A 13119-nucleotide genomic window follows, 5' to 3' on the forward strand; every position below is an offset into this window, starting at 1 on the left:
TCACTGCGCGACGTTGGGGGCGACGGCGGCCAGGGTGCAGTCGTGGTTCGGGCGGCACTGGACGGCGAGGGTCACGGCCCGGTCCTCGGCCCCACCGCCGCCCTTCTGCCATCTAAGGGCCTGCTTGCCGTTGACGGTGACCGCGTAGACGTACGCTTCGGTGATCGCCGACGGGTCGTCGGCCAGCGCCTGCTGGAACGCGGAGGGGTAGTGGCCCTCGGTGACGCTGGCGGTGGCGTGCTGCTCCTGGTCGGCCATCCGCGACCACAGCACCGGGTCGGGGACCTGGCCGGAGACCGAGGCCCAGTCGGCGTACTCGGTCTCGGTGGTCATCCAGGCCCGCATGCCGGCGAGCTGCTGGTCGCGGCTGGTGTCGCGGGTGTCGTAGGACCAGAGCATCTCAGCCGCTGCCTTGGCGTAGGCGACCGGCTCGGCGATCTGCGCAGGCTTGGGCACCGACCCGGACCCGGAGGAAGGCTTCGCGGCAACCTCGGCGTGGGACGGGCCGCCGGTGGGAGCCGGTGGCGCGGCATCGGGAGTCTGGTGGCCGCTACCACCGCCGGTCAGCAGGGCAACGACCCCGGCGAGGACCAGCAGGACGGCGACGATGGCGGCGCCGGTCGCGATGCGCTGGTTCGTCGACCATCCCGAGCCGTACGAGGACAGCGAAGAGGAGGGGAAGCGGTTTCGCATCAGTGGACCTGCGATCCCAGGCCGGAGAAGAAGGCCACGACGCCGTTAGCGGCACCCAGACCGAGGGCGGCGCCGGCGGCGACGAGGGCGCCCTTCTTTCCGTTGGCCTCGGCCTGGTGGCCACCGGTGTGGTGGCCCCAGGCCCAGACGCCGAGCGAGACGGCGAGGGCACCGACGACGGCGATGATCCCGAACATGTTGATGCTGTTGACGACGTTCTTCAGCACGCTCAAGCCGGGCAGGCCACCACCCTTGGGCGAGATTCCTGGGTCGTAAGCGAGCTGGATGACGCGGTCTGCGAGAGGGACGGACATGGGTGTGGCGGGGCTCCTTGCATACGCGGCCAGGTGAGGGCCGACGGGAAGGGGAGAGCGGAGGGAGAAGAGAGCTGCGCGCAGGGCGCGGAATCGCGTCGGCTCGGTGTGATGCCGGGCTGGGTGGCGTCAGAGGACGCGACGGGCGGCGAGGACGTCCCAGTCCTTGATCGGGGTGATCCGGACCGGCTTGGTGGTGCGCGGCGCCTCGATCACAAGGCCCTCGCCCATGTACATGCCGACGTGCTCGGGCCGTACGGCACTGCCGCGGCTGAAGATCAGGTCGCCGGGCCTGAGGTGAGCGAGCGAGACCGCCTTGCCCTCGTTGACCTGCGTGTACGTGGTGCGGGTGAGCGTGATGCCGGCATGGGCGTACGCCTGCTGCATCAGGCTGGAGCAGTCGCAGCGGCCCATGGGGTCGGGGCCGTGCGCGTTGGTGCAGGATCCGCCCCACTGGTAGAGCGTGCCGAGCTGCTGCATCGCCCACGCAATGGCCTTGCGCGCCTTCGGGTCGGCGTCCTTGGGGATCGAATAGCCGCTGGGGAGGCTCCCTTCGGGGATGTGGCCGAAGCCGGAACCGTCCTGGCCCGGCGCGCAGCCCGTCGTTTCCTCGCCCTGGTTCATGTCCGCGTCATCCCGGGCGCCGGGAAAGGTCTTGACGATGGCTCCCTGCAGTGCGGTGGCCAGGTTCTCCCACTGCGCGTACGCGTCCGGCAGGCCGGACTTCTGCACGGCTTGGGCGGCCTGGGTGACGGTCATCTGCTGCCAGCCGTCCACCTTGAGCAAGTGCTCGTAGAACTGCTCGGAGGCGTAGACCGGATCGAGGATCTGCTGGGCGCTGCCCCAGCCCTGGGAGGGACGCTGCTGGAAGAGTCCGAGGGAGTCGCGGTCCCCGTAGCCCAGGTTGCGCAGCCGGCTCTCCTGCATCGCCGTGGCGAGCGCGATGATCTGTCCCTTCCTGGGGACGTCGAGCGAGAGGCCGGCGGCCACGATCGTCGCCGCGTTGGGGATCTGCTCGGCGGGCAGGTCCAGGCCGTCGACGTGCACGTCCTTGCCGGACGCGCCGTCGAGGAGCTTGGTGACCTGCTCGGCGACCTTGTCGCTGTCGATGTCGGTCAGGCAGTTGTTGAGGGAGCCGCTGCTCTGCACGGCGTCGGCGGAGGAGGCCAGCATCATGCCGGTGCCGGCGATCAGGATCGGGGAGAGGAAGACGACGCCGATAACGGCGGCGAGCCCCTTCAACCCGAGCGGACCGCTCGCCGGTCAGCGGTCTCGGGCATGGGTGGGTAGCGAGACGTCATGAACGTGTCCTTGAGGGGTGCGGTGACCGGCGCCGCGTGCACGAAGGCGTGGTGGAAGGGCGCGGCGGCCGGGGTGGGCGATCGGAGGCGGGCCGGTGTGGGCGAGTTGCCGCTCGCTCGGTGTGGCCGTGCCGTGAGTTAGGTGTGCCGGGGCAGGGGAGTGGCCAGCGGCGGTGTGCGCCGGGCGGTTCATAAACAGTAGGCGCGGATCGGCGGTCCACCAAAAAGTCCGTGGAGGTGCCGGAAACCGGCACCTCGGCTGGCCACTTCTTGGTCGTCGGCGGATTCGCCTCTACAGTTTTTTGGACTCCCCTCGCCCTCCTCTGTCTGTGGCCATGGGCTTCCGCATGCCCATTTCCGGCCCGCGAGGACTCCTGTGCGAGGCGGCGTTTCTCTCCGCGTTTCCGCACCCGAATCGGGGTTCCTCTTTGCCTTTCTCCTTGCACCAGGGCGACGCTCTGGCCGTTCTCTCCGGCCTTCCGGACGGCTGCGTCGACTCCGTCATCACCGACCCGCCGTACAACAGCGGTGGCCGGACCGCGAAGGAGCGCACCACCCGCTCCGCGAAGCAGAAGTACACCTCCGCAGATGCCAAGAACGACCTTGCCGACTTCACCGGCGAGAACATGGACCAGCGGTCCTACGGCTTCTGGCTGACGCAGATCATGACCGAGGCCCACCGGCTGACGAGGACCGGCGGGACCTCGCTGCTGTTCACCGACTGGCGTCAACTCCCCACGACGACGGACGCCATCCAGGCCGCCGGATGGCTGTGGCGCGGTGTGCTGGCCTGGCACAAACCGCAGGCCAGGCCCCAGAAGGGCCGGTTCACCCAGAACTGCGAATTCATCGTCTGGGCGTCCAAGGGGCCGATCGACGGCTTCAGGAACCCGGTCTACCTGCCGGGTATGTACTCGGCTTCGCAGCCCTCGGGGGCGAAGCGCCAGCACATCACGCAGAAGCCGGTCGAGGTGATGCGCGAGCTGGTCAAGATCAGCCCCGAAGGCGGCACGGTCCTCGACTTCTGCGCCGGCTCCGGCTCCACGGGCGTCGCCGCCCTGCTGGAAGGCCGGGACTTCATCGGCGTGGAGAAGACCGAGCACTACGCGTCGATCGCGGCCGACCGGCTCACCGAGACGATCCGCGCAACCCTCACGCAGGACGACGTGGTTCTCGCCGTCTGATCCGGGTCCTCTCCTGCAGCCAACGCAACCGGCTCCCTGCATAGCCGCTGGCGGAGCACCGCCGGAGCGGACGTGCGATTTCGCTGTCCGGTCTGTGCAACGACGCTTTCGCCCTTCTCTTCTCCCGTGTCTCGTAGGAGGCCGAACTTTCAATGTTCGAAACCACAAAGCCCACTGAAGATGGGGAGCCGGTTCGCATTCCGGATCCGCAGTTGGAGGGAATCGAGGCGAGCGTGCGGCGGCTCATGGAGCAGTCGGCGCAACAGGCTCAGCAGCTCGACCACCTCGCATCCGCGCCGGCGCCGAGCGGGTCACCGTTCGCCGCGTTCGGCATGCCGGGACTCGGCGGGCCTCCAGTCGCCGCTCCGCCGGAACCCCGCCCGATCCTGGAACTTGACGGGGAGGACCGGGAGGACGAACTCGACGCCCTCTCGGACTGGGTCGACGACTTCTTCCTCCCGGTCTACGGGGCGGAGGTCACCACCGCGGCGCCCTGGTGCCTGCAGTGGCAGGAACACGACGACGTCGTGGCCTGGCTCCACGCCCTGTGGCTGGCCTACCAGCAGCACAAAGACCCCGAAGCCGGGCTCTCCGGGCTGTTCGTGTGGCACCGGGACTTCCTCACCCATGCCGTCGCCGCGATCCGTGCTCCGGGCGGACCGCTGTCGGCCTGTATGACCTCCCCTGACCGGCCCGCGCACCGTCTCCTGCCCGGCCCGCCGCCGTCCGTGCGCACCGAGACCGCGGCCACAGAGGAAGCCACCGAGTCGGACGAGCCGACGTCATGACCGCGGGAGCGGGGCAACCCGCCTTCGGACTGAGCTTTGACCCTCGCGCGCTGACCGATCTCCTCCAGGCCCCCAGCGATATCCGCGACCTCACGCTCGCCTACCTGCAGGAAGTGGTGAACGCGCAGCGCTTCGGACAGCGCCTCGACGGCGACCTGGAGGGATTCCGGAAGTTGTTCGTGGACCGCCGCAAGAACTGGCGCGTCGTTTACGGCATCCGCCCAGCGCCCGCGGAATCCGCCCACCGCAAGGAGATCCACGTCGTCGCGGTCCGGCCGCGTGCGGGCAACGACGTCTACGACGAGGTCGGCCGCCGCCTGGGAATGACCCGCCGGCCATTGAGTGCCCGCACGCACGCTGCCCGCTCGTGCTCCCCGCAGCTGACCACCCGCACTCCGGTGCCCCGACCCGGTCCGTGGCCTACCGGACTGCCGGATCCACCCCGAAGCGCGCAGCACCCCGCGAACCATCCCACCCGCCGGACTCCTACGACGCATCCGCCGAAGAGCCCGGCTCACCCCGACGCTTCGCCGTCCACTCCGGCGAAGCGGCGCTGAACTCCACCGAAAGGCTCTTGTTGCCCCCCACCGAACCAGTGCTGGTCCGGAAGTCCACCTCCCACGTCGACTTCAAGTTGGACGACCTCGACGCCGACGAGGAGAGGTACCTCGACTTCTACCGCAAGGTCGCTGTCCGCGAGGACATGCTCGTCCCCCTCGCCGAACACCACGACAACCCGAACAGCTACTACGTGCTGTTCGACCGCAGCGCCACCTGGGGACACCCTGGCATGGCCAAGGTGCTGGCCGTACATCTGCAACGGGACTACGAGAAGAAGACGTTCAGCTTCGAACAGGCACCGCTGCCGCTGCCCGCGATGGCGCAGTCCTGGCTCATCCACCGCGGCTGCCCGCACGACGCCCTCAGTCTCGACCCCGAACTGGGCCCACCACCAGCGGACGAGGCCACGCGAGCACTGGAGCGCCGCCTCGTCGGCGACGGCGACCGCTATGCCATGGGCTACTCCTACACCAGCGACGACCTAGACGACATGGTCATCATCGTGGTTCTGCGTGCCCGGGACGAGCAAGCCCTCAGCCGGTTCCGCGTGGTGGTCGAGGAGGTCGATACCGAGAGGTGGACGCACACTCTGCGCGAGGGCGGCTTCGACACGGTCGGTGAGGCCCTGCGGTGGTGCGACGACCGCCTCACCGGCGAGGCCGGGCCGCTCCCGCCGGTCCGCCCGGAAGCCACCGCCAGCCGCTGCGCCGGTGTCGTCAAGGCCCCCGCTTCGCGACCGCCCGGCCGTTCGCGCTGAGCGCTAGGTGTGCTGTCTCACGAGGTTGTTTCCCCGGCCCGCACCGCCTGCTGAGCCGCTACCTGCTCCAGCACCGCGTACAGCAACTGAGCGCGCTGACTGCGGCTGCCGAGAGACTCCCTGTCAGCGGTGAGCAACACGATCCAGTGCGCGCCGGTCATCCGCATCCGGCTGGCCGCCCTTACCGCCGACAGCAAAGGCCGGTTCTCCCGCGCCGTCAGCATCCCACGGGCGGGCGACACCAGACCGTGCGCGGGCACCCGCAGCCGCTGGCGCAGATGCAGCGGCACCGCCTCCCACGTCGGGTCGTCCGCCCCCGGCAGCAGTCGGCCCCGGGCAGGACCGGACTTGGCCAGCATCGCCGCGGCGGGGGCAGGCGACGCGGGTTCCCGCGCCGCCTGCAAACCGGGTTCGGGTGTAGCCAGGGCCCGATCATCAGCCGCGGCGCCGGCGGCGCAGATGTGTGTGGCCGTCGTACCGATGTCTGTGCACCCGGGGCAGGGCACCCAGCCCAACAGCGCGGTGGCCATCTGTACCACCGAGCGCTCCGGGCCGAATCCGAGCGACACCAACCGGAGCGGCAGGCGCAGGTCTTCCACAGTGCGCAAGGCGGCACTGGCAATGACATCGTGGCCCGCCGCGAACCACTTGTCCATCTCTTCTACGGCCTCGCCGCATCCGCAGAAACAGCGCCGAATCTCTCTCGTCTCCGTCACGCCCCGGGACCCTAGCGCCCCCCGCAACTCTGGAGCGGTCAGGCCACGCCGACTCGCCCGTACGGCGAGTCCTGTCTGCGTGGCAGGGGCGCGTGCCCAAGCGGCCATGCGGAAGCCAGTCCAGCCTTGGCGGACCCTTCGACTGGGCCCCAGGCCACGGCCGACAGGAGCACCTGCCCGGGCCGCAATCCATACGACGGCCGCTGCTCCACTGTGCGCCGCTGACACCACCGACCCGCCTTCCCGAAGACGTGCCCGGCTGTCCCGCTCGCCTCACGCACCTCCCACGCTGAGGCCGCCAGCCGGTGTATTGCAACAGAAAGGGTTAACCTCTGCGCCCGCACTCCCGACGGCAGCATAAACTCGGCTGTCCCCTGGCATTCCGTTCGGCCCCAGACCTGTACGCCCTGCTCCACGCAACCACGGGGTCCGATCATGACTGAAGCACAGATCACCCTCGCCTACAGCCACACGACCGGCATCGTCGCCATCGCCACCGGCGAGAAGTACCGGTGGGCAGAAACCGCACTGGAGGAGAGCCACTTCCACCCTCAGGAGCCGGGCGTCTACCATCTGCCGTTCACCGCCGATACCGAGGATACCCGCGCCGCTATCGCCAACTTGGTCCGCTGTGCCACCCGGCATCAGACCAGCGTGACCACTGCCAGCCAGCCGTTCATCGGAGACACCGCCCAGGACATCGCCCGCTTGCTCCCCGGCCAGTGGGAGGCGACAGTCGAAATCTACCCAAGCCCTCTCTCGCAGGAATACCTCGTGTCCTACCTGTGGGACGGCGGGGAACTCGGGCAGGCCGCGCAGACCGAGCGCATCCCGTTCATTGCCTCTTTGACCGACCCGACGTCCGACATCACCCTGGTCCTCGTCGAACGCCCCGGCCAACGCGGTTACCTCCTCGGGGCGGTGGCACCAGAGTGGGTCAAGGAGGGTTGTCGCGACCCGCTCGCCCCGCGAAGCATCGTCCTGCCGCCCCACTCCAGCCGCGCGGCCAAGGCGATCACCAACCAGTTCCTGCCGGTCTACCACCGTGCCGCGCACTCTCACCGCAGCGCGCTGGTCTCCACAGCCCTCAACGAGATCCGAACCCGCCACGGCGCATGGACTGCCATGATCGGCACTGACCGGCATGTCGACGCCGCCACCCCGCTGGAGGTTGACGCCCTGGGCGTGGCAACCGAAGAGTTCCTGGACCACACCTGGCGCAGCTTCCGCGTCGTCCTGGAGCACGCCCCCGTCCTTCTCGCCCGGTGCCGTCCTGGTGACAGCCCGTGGCCTGAGGACGCCGAAGTGCTCTCGGACCTGAGTGTCGCCGCCTCTGCCGCCGAAACGCTCAGGACGGAACTGGACGCCGGCGCTTGGTTGACGCTCCCCCGGCATGAGTGCAACACGCGCATGTGGCCGGCGGTCGAGACCTGGCTCGCCGACAGCGACGCCTTCGTCCGTCAAGTCTTGCTTGCCGCTCCGCGTCCCGGCGCGGCCGTCGTCTCCTCGGCAAAGCTCCCGGCGCGTCCCCCGGTTCGGTCCGGCCCTCGCCGCTGATCCGAGGCTTACCAGGAGATCCACGCATTGCTCCGTGCCCTCCACCAGTTCGTCTTCGGCCAGAGCGCGAGCACCCGCTCCTACGCGCCATCGACGGCCCCCATCCGCAGCCGGTTGTGGCTACGCCCCGCCAGTTGCCGCCCTTCCCCGGCAGGTGCACCCACTGGGTACCGGTCTGGAACGTGTAGGTGATTGCGTCGATCAGCTCGCGATAAGCCCGCCGGCGGTCACCCCGCTTCCGTGTGCGGTCCGGGAGCACCGGCTCAATTCGCGCCCACTGCCCGTCGGCCAACTGCACACTCGGATTACCGCCCGACAGATCCAGACGAACCTGCCTGGGTCCGATACGGGCGACGCAACATAGCCGACGATCGCCGGTTAGCCAAACAGGCGATTCTCCGGACTCTTATACAGCCGCCGGGACAACCCCCGCCGCTCCTTCCGCTCAACCCCTCTACCTGCATGGAGGTTTTTTCCGCATGCGCTCACCTCGAACGGCCATATGCGCCGCGATGCTCGGCGCACTCGCGCTGCCAGTGCTGTCCGCCACCAGTGCCAACGCGGCGACCCTACCTACCGCGGCAACCGCTGTGCCCGCGGCTAGCTGCCACAACCTGCCCCCGCTCCCGTACGCGGTGCACGCCAAGGCCGTGACCATCCGGTCCAAGGCCAGCTCGAAGTCCACCGCGCTGGGCGTGCTCTACAAGAGCCACAAGTTCAGCGTGCACAAGAAGAGCGGCAACTGGCTCTACATCACGGACAGGACCACCGGCGTCAAGGGCTGGGTCTCCGGCACGTACGTCTACCGCGACGTCCGCATGTGCCTGGACTGACCGGATTCAGCAGGTCCAGCTAAGCGGCCGGGGGCGCCGAGTACAGCAGCCCCTCGCATTCCCCAGGCATCGGCCTTTCAAGAACAGGAGATCCCTCTTGACCGACGGCACATCCGATGAGTCTGCGGATGTCGTGGGCGTGCTCACCGAACGGATCGAGGCCCGCTTCGACATGGGCATGGATCAGTTGAAGGCCGCGGTCGCCGCCGCTCCGACCACGAATTCCGACGCCACCGACGTTGTCAAGTGGCACGGCCTTCTCGTCGAGGCCCAGTCCGTGCTGGAGCGTGCGGAGGACGACCTCCTCGCAGTCCTGCAGACCCAGCCCAGCGAGGTCGATGACCCAGCGATGGGACTCGCCCACCGGGTGAACGCCGCCGTCACCGTCCGCGACGGTCGGGCCATGGTCGTGCGGTTGCTCCTCGACCCGGACGCTTCGGGAAAGCAGGATCTCACCGCAGAGCGCCTGGCCTGTCTCCAGCCCCGAAACAGCCCGGCGGTGCAGACCAGTGCCCCCCACCGGCCCCCAGGCACGCCCGCGCCGGCGTGGGCGTGGCCGTCGGCAAGGGCCGCCCGATGAGCCGGGACAAGCCCAGCACCATGGACGCCGACCTGCGGAAGGTCTTCGGGAACCCGGTGGCCGTGCTGTACGTGGCGGCTGTCGGCCACGATGCCGCGCCCGCGCTCGCCCGGGCCCTGGAACTGCGCTCGTTCCTGGCGCTCACCGAGGAGCAGGTCGCCCGCGTCCGCGACCGCGTCCACGCCGACATGGATCCTGACCGCGACATGGGCGAACTGTCGGCGGACAAGCTCAGCTTCGACGCGCAGTGGGGCGCGGCAGTGGAGGCCCGCGACGCCTACCGCGCCGCCCTCGGCGAGCTGGTGCGCACCATGCCCCCCGCCCGCCCGCCCGCCCGCCCGGCAGGCCCGGCCCGTACGAACGGCTCGGCGCAGGGCCACCGCCACCCTGCCCCCGTCTGCCGTCCCGGCACCCCAGCGTGCCGGGGCGGCCCGCGCCCGCCGACCGAGAAAGCCCCCGAATGCCCCACCCCACGTCCACCGACATAGCCGGACGGATCGAGGACCTGTACGGCGCACCGCTCGCCGGCCTCGAAGCCCACGCCCAAGACGAGCCACCCGGCATGCTCTCCGCCCTGCTCGGCATGCACGACGCCCTCGCCTCGGCCGAGCGCAGCATCGACTTCCACCGAGACCACCTCACCCGGCTCCTCCACCCTGAGCGGCGGATCGGCCCGCACGAGGTCTCCCACATCCTCCACGGCACCCGCCGGCTCGCCGAAGCCGTCGCCGTCCGCGAGGCCCAGGCCACATCGGTCGCCGCCGTCCTGCAGAGCCTGGCCCGCGTCCCGGCCCCGATGTGTGCCTCTCCCGCTCCATCGCCGCCTGGGCCGGCCGTGTCCCTTGCGGCGCAGAACGCGGCGCACAGCCGCTGACCCCCAGGCGATCCCTCTTACCTCTCACCCAGGAGTTCCTCCCTTGGCCATCACCGCTCTGCCCCCGGATACCGAAGCCGACATCGCCCGGGTCACCGAGGCCCTCGCCATGATCACCCCGCGCTGGAACGTGAGGATCCTGCTGGCCCTCTCCGGCCCGCCGCTGCGCTACATCGAGTTGGCGGCCAAGGTCTCCTGGCTGCAGAACGGCCAGCTTCACCCCAAGCTCAAGGCGCTGTGCGACGCCGGACTGGTCGAGCGCACCGAACATACCGCACGACACGTGACCTACGGCCAGACCGAGCGTGCCACTGCCCTGCTCCCGATCCTGCCGATGATCGTCACCTGGGCCGAGGAGCACCTGGAGAAGGCGGAGCGCCCGCTGGCCGCGATTGAGCAGATCGAGGACAGCCTCACCCTGCTGACCCGGCGCCACGCCGCCGCCATCCTGTGGGTGCTCAAGTCGCGTAAGGAGGTCAGCGGCCGGGTTCTGAGCCGGATCGTGATGCCCAGCAGCGACTGGACCAACATCTATCCGCCGTTGGGCCAGCTCGTCGCCGACGGTCTGGTCGACACCGAGGGCAACGGCCGGCCCTACCGGCTGTCCGCCGCCGGCGACGGCTTGGGCCCCGTGCTCGGCACGCTGTCCGCCTGGTCCGCCGGACAGCCCCTCGCCCAGGCCGCGCACCACCCCGTCTGGGGGCAGCCGCAGGCCAAGAGCGCACCGAGGCCGTGGGTCAGCAGCCAGCCACGGCCAGCGCCCGCGGCGCTCCCACCCGCCCGGACGACCGGGTCCTCCCCGGCGTGGCACCACCGCGACCTCTTCTCGCACGCCGCGACCAGCCGCCCGAAGGCAACCAGCCCGGCGGGAGGCCCGCGCCGATGAGCACCTCCTTCACCCCCGCCGAAGCGCGCCACGCTGTCGAACTGCTGGCCTCGCGCGCCTTGATCCGCCTGGTCACCGAGATCGACGACAACGGCGCCATACCGCCGCGACGGCTCGCCGGCACCCTGCCCGACCTCTCCACGCACCACCTGCGCAGCGCATCCGACACGGCCCGCGCCCACGGCCTCGTCCGGGTCGCACCCGGCGCCGCTCTGGAACTCACGGAAGCCGGAAAGGAGCTGGCCGAGCTGTACCACTCGGTAGCGCGCTGGGCCCGGCGTCACGCTGTCCCGGCCCCTGTCAGCGAGTTCAGCAGTCGCATCCGGCACGTCCTCAACCTACTGACAGCCTCGCTCACCCCCGACAGCGCCGCCCACCCGGCCAGCGCAGCGGCCGGGACGGGCCTGGCCCACCCCCGCACGCTCCTGATCCAGTGGCTGGCGGGCAACCCCCAGGTGGTCAGGGTGCCCGAGCCGGAGTCGGCCGCGTGAGCGCGGCGGTCACACCCTGGCAGGCGCGCCACGCCACCGGGCTGATGAGCGGCATCTACCTGCCGCGTACGGCGGACGCCCTGGCGTTCGCGATGTCCACCTACGGCATCCCGCTGCTCGTCCTCGCCACCACTGGCTCCGCCGCGCTGACGGGGGCCGCCTTCGCCCTGGAGTGGATTCCGCGCCTGGCTGCCTTCGGGTGGGCCGGATCGATCGTCGACCGGCGCGGCGCCGCGATGGTCTTCCACCTCGCCTCCCTGGGGCGGGCGCTGGCCCTCGCCGCAGGCGCGGTCCTACTGCACCTCTACCCGTCCGGCACCGTGGCCAGCGCGACTGTGATGGTGCTCGCGGCGGCGACCGGCGTGCTCACCGAGTTCAGCTACATCGCGACAGAGACCGCAGGCGCTGCCGCCGGCCGCCGAGCTGGAAGTCGGGCTCACCGTGTCCAGGCTGTCCTGCTCGGCATCGACCAGACCGCGAGGCTGGCCGGTCCGGCGCTCGCCGGCGTACTGCTGCTCGCCGGGCCGCCGCCGATGCTCGCGGTGGTCACTGTGCTCTCGTTGATCGCCGCTCTGCTCGCCCTGCGTACACCGCCCTCATCCGCCACCTCGGCCCCCGTGTCGATGGAGCGTCCGGGCGCCGGGCTCCTCACCGGGTGGCGCACTATCCGCACGCTGCCCGCGCTCGGCTGGCTGGTGACCGGGCTGACGCTGTCCAATCTGGCCACCGGTTTCCTCCAGGCCGCGGGTCCCGTGATCGTCGTCCAGCACTTCGGGCAGTCCACCACGGCCGTCGGCCTGGTGTGGTCCGCCGCAGCGGCGGCCACCCTCGTGGCCGTCACGATCTGCCGATTCGCGCTGGACCGTCTGGGCCTGTGGCCCGTCGGAGCCGTCTGCTCCGTCATTGCCTCGCTCGCCTGTCTCACCACCGCTCTGGCCCCTGACTACCTGTCCTACCTGGTCCTGGTCGCGGTCCTCATGGCAGCCGATGGCGGCCTGGCGGTCGTCCTGCGCACCTTGCGCTCCCGCCTGATCCCCCCGGAAACGTTCGGCAGCACCCTGTCGGCAACCATCCTCATCCTCCTGCTGCCCTTCCCTGCCGCCGGCGTACTCACCGCGCTCACCCCGCCCGACGCGCTGGGCCACGTCATCACCGCGTGCGCCGCCCTGCAAACGCTCGGTCTGTTCTGCGCCTTCGCCCGCCTGCGCACCGACCCCGCCCTGCGCACCTGACCCAACTGTCCCCAGCCTGTGGAGCACCCCTATGGCCATCGCTGCTCTCGGGTCCAACCGAGCGACCGGCCGCACCATCACGGAGCAGTTTCACGCCTTCGACACCCACAACCCGCACGTATACCGCGCTCTAGAGCGCATGGCCGCCCGCCGCCTGGCCGCCGGCGCGACCCGGGTCAGCCTCAAGGACCTCTTTGAAGACCTTCGCCGCCAACTCCCCCACGGCGTAGCCGGACTGAACAACAACTTCACCGCTCTCTACGCCCGCCGCCTCCTCGACGACCACCCCCTGTGGGCCAGCGCGTTCGAACTGCGCCGTCGCCGTGCCGCCTGACACCCCTCTGCCCGTCGT

General features: G+C 70.1%; 15 protein-coding genes and 3 pseudogenes. 13 read left to right on the forward strand and 5 right to left on the reverse strand.

Features of this window, described 5'->3' with window-relative positions:
- The 3 genes from ABEB00_RS00305 to ABEB00_RS00315 form a co-directional block, all read right to left on the reverse strand.
- The gene (locus ABEB00_RS00305) at nucleotides 1–693 is read right to left on the reverse strand and encodes a hypothetical protein (RefSeq protein WP_345616661.1); all 693 of its coding nucleotides are present in this window, start codon (nucleotides 691–693) and stop codon (nucleotides 1–3) included.
- Nucleotides 693–1007 carry a DUF6112 family protein gene (locus ABEB00_RS00310; protein ID WP_345616662.1) on the reverse strand — a complete coding sequence of 105 codons (315 nt, stop codon included), beginning with the start codon at nucleotides 1005–1007 and terminating at the stop codon, nucleotides 693–695. The genes ABEB00_RS00305 and ABEB00_RS00310 overlap by 1 nt, the downstream gene beginning before the upstream one ends.
- Nucleotides 1008–1136: 129 nt before the next feature.
- Nucleotides 1137–2249 carry a C40 family peptidase gene (locus tag ABEB00_RS00315; RefSeq protein ID WP_345616663.1) on the reverse strand — a complete coding sequence of 371 codons (1113 nt, stop codon included), beginning with the start codon at nucleotides 2247–2249 and terminating at the stop codon, nucleotides 1137–1139.
- A 487-nt stretch (nucleotides 2250–2736) separates the two neighbouring features.
- Between ABEB00_RS00315 and ABEB00_RS00320 the strand changes: the two genes are divergently transcribed.
- The 4 genes and pseudogenes from ABEB00_RS00320 (at nucleotide 2737) to ABEB00_RS00335 (ending at nucleotide 5598) form a co-directional block, all read left to right on the forward strand.
- Nucleotides 2737–3492, forward strand: a complete 756-nt coding sequence (locus tag ABEB00_RS00320) for a DNA-methyltransferase (RefSeq protein ID WP_345616664.1) — start codon at nucleotides 2737–2739, stop codon at nucleotides 3490–3492.
- A gap of 245 nt (nucleotides 3493–3737) precedes the next feature.
- The gene (locus ABEB00_RS00325; RefSeq protein WP_345616719.1) at nucleotides 3738–4280 is read left to right on the forward strand and encodes a DUF4913 domain-containing protein; all 543 of its coding nucleotides are present in this window, start codon (nucleotides 3738–3740) and stop codon (nucleotides 4278–4280) included.
- Nucleotides 4277–4759, forward strand: a pseudogene (locus tag ABEB00_RS00330) (hypothetical protein); the annotation flags it as partial. The gene ABEB00_RS00325 and the pseudogene ABEB00_RS00330, both read left to right, overlap by 4 nt.
- 95 nt (nucleotides 4760–4854) lie before the next feature.
- On the forward strand, nucleotides 4855–5598 hold the full coding sequence (locus ABEB00_RS00335; protein ID WP_425586407.1) for a hypothetical protein: 744 nt from the start codon (nucleotides 4855–4857) through the stop codon (nucleotides 5596–5598).
- A 17-nt stretch (nucleotides 5599–5615) separates the two neighbouring features.
- Here the strand turns inward: ABEB00_RS00335 and ABEB00_RS00340 are convergent, their stop codons facing one another.
- The gene (locus tag ABEB00_RS00340; RefSeq protein WP_345616665.1) at nucleotides 5616–6314 is read right to left on the reverse strand and encodes a hypothetical protein; all 699 of its coding nucleotides are present in this window, start codon (nucleotides 6312–6314) and stop codon (nucleotides 5616–5618) included.
- Between the two features lie 435 nt (nucleotides 6315–6749).
- Between ABEB00_RS00340 and ABEB00_RS00345 the strand changes: the two genes are divergently transcribed.
- Complete coding sequence (locus tag ABEB00_RS00345) at nucleotides 6750–7871, forward strand: hypothetical protein (protein WP_345616666.1); 1122 nt, start codon at nucleotides 6750–6752, stop codon at nucleotides 7869–7871.
- Nucleotides 7872–7998: 127 nt separating this feature from the next.
- Here the strand turns inward: ABEB00_RS00345 and ABEB00_RS35995 are convergent.
- Nucleotides 7999–8169 (reverse strand): annotated as a pseudogene (locus tag ABEB00_RS35995) (transposase); the annotation flags it as partial.
- A 214-nt stretch (nucleotides 8170–8383) separates the two neighbouring features.
- Between ABEB00_RS35995 and ABEB00_RS00350 the strand changes: the two are divergent.
- The 8 genes and pseudogenes from ABEB00_RS00350 (at nucleotide 8384) to ABEB00_RS00385 (ending at nucleotide 13101) form a co-directional block, all read left to right on the forward strand.
- Entirely contained in the window at nucleotides 8384–8704 is a 321-nt protein-coding gene (locus ABEB00_RS00350) for an SH3 domain-containing protein (RefSeq protein WP_345616721.1), read from the forward strand.
- A 97-nt stretch (nucleotides 8705–8801) separates the two neighbouring features.
- Nucleotides 8802–9284, forward strand: a complete 483-nt coding sequence (locus ABEB00_RS00355; RefSeq protein ID WP_345616667.1) for a hypothetical protein — start codon at nucleotides 8802–8804, stop codon at nucleotides 9282–9284.
- A pseudogene (locus tag ABEB00_RS00360) lies at nucleotides 9281–9731 on the forward strand (hypothetical protein); the annotation flags it as partial. The gene ABEB00_RS00355 and the pseudogene ABEB00_RS00360, both read left to right, overlap by 4 nt.
- A 13-nt stretch (nucleotides 9732–9744) precedes the next feature.
- A complete protein-coding gene (locus tag ABEB00_RS00365) occupies nucleotides 9745–10158 on the forward strand; it encodes a hypothetical protein (protein WP_345616668.1) in 414 nt (137 codons plus the stop codon).
- 43 nt (nucleotides 10159–10201) lie between these two features.
- Entirely contained in the window at nucleotides 10202–11044 is an 843-nt protein-coding gene (locus ABEB00_RS00370; RefSeq protein WP_345616669.1) for a winged helix-turn-helix transcriptional regulator, read from the forward strand.
- Nucleotides 11041–11535, forward strand: coding sequence for a regulator (locus tag ABEB00_RS00375; RefSeq protein ID WP_345616670.1), 495 nt, complete (start codon nucleotides 11041–11043; stop codon nucleotides 11533–11535). The genes ABEB00_RS00370 and ABEB00_RS00375 overlap by 4 nt, the downstream gene beginning before the upstream one ends.
- The gene (locus ABEB00_RS00380; RefSeq protein WP_345616671.1) at nucleotides 11532–12767 is read left to right on the forward strand and encodes an MFS transporter; all 1236 of its coding nucleotides are present in this window, start codon (nucleotides 11532–11534) and stop codon (nucleotides 12765–12767) included. The genes ABEB00_RS00375 and ABEB00_RS00380 overlap by 4 nt, the downstream gene beginning before the upstream one ends.
- Before the next feature lie 31 nt (nucleotides 12768–12798).
- Nucleotides 12799–13101, forward strand: a complete 303-nt coding sequence (locus ABEB00_RS00385; RefSeq protein WP_345616672.1) for a hypothetical protein — start codon at nucleotides 12799–12801, stop codon at nucleotides 13099–13101.
- Nucleotides 13102–13119 lie beyond the last annotated feature (18 nt).

The organism is Streptomyces ziwulingensis (assembly GCF_039542605.1).
Lineage (GTDB): Bacteria > Actinomycetota > Actinomycetes > Streptomycetales > Streptomycetaceae > Streptomyces > Streptomyces ziwulingensis.

Bases quoted from the DNA above. Each gene is read 5' to 3' on its own strand.
- ABEB00_RS00305 (WP_345616661.1), bottom strand. From the start codon at position 693: ATGCGAAACCGCTTCCCCTCCTCTTCGCTGTCCTCGTACGGCTCGGGA.
- ABEB00_RS00310 (WP_345616662.1), bottom strand. From the start codon at position 1,007: ATGTCCGTCCCTCTCGCAGACCGCGTCATCCAGCTCGCTTACGACCCA.
- ABEB00_RS00325 (WP_345616719.1), top strand. From the start codon at position 3,738: ATGGAGCAGTCGGCGCAACAGGCTCAGCAGCTCGACCACCTCGCATCC.
- ABEB00_RS00345 (WP_345616666.1), top strand. From the start codon at position 6,750: ATGACTGAAGCACAGATCACCCTCGCCTACAGCCACACGACCGGCATC.
- ABEB00_RS00350 (WP_345616721.1), top strand. From the start codon at position 8,384: ATGCTCGGCGCACTCGCGCTGCCAGTGCTGTCCGCCACCAGTGCCAAC.
- ABEB00_RS00365 (WP_345616668.1), top strand. From the start codon at position 9,745: ATGCCCCACCCCACGTCCACCGACATAGCCGGACGGATCGAGGACCTG.
- ABEB00_RS00375 (WP_345616670.1), top strand. From the start codon at position 11,041: ATGAGCACCTCCTTCACCCCCGCCGAAGCGCGCCACGCTGTCGAACTG.
- ABEB00_RS00385 (WP_345616672.1), top strand. From the start codon at position 12,799: ATGGCCATCGCTGCTCTCGGGTCCAACCGAGCGACCGGCCGCACCATC.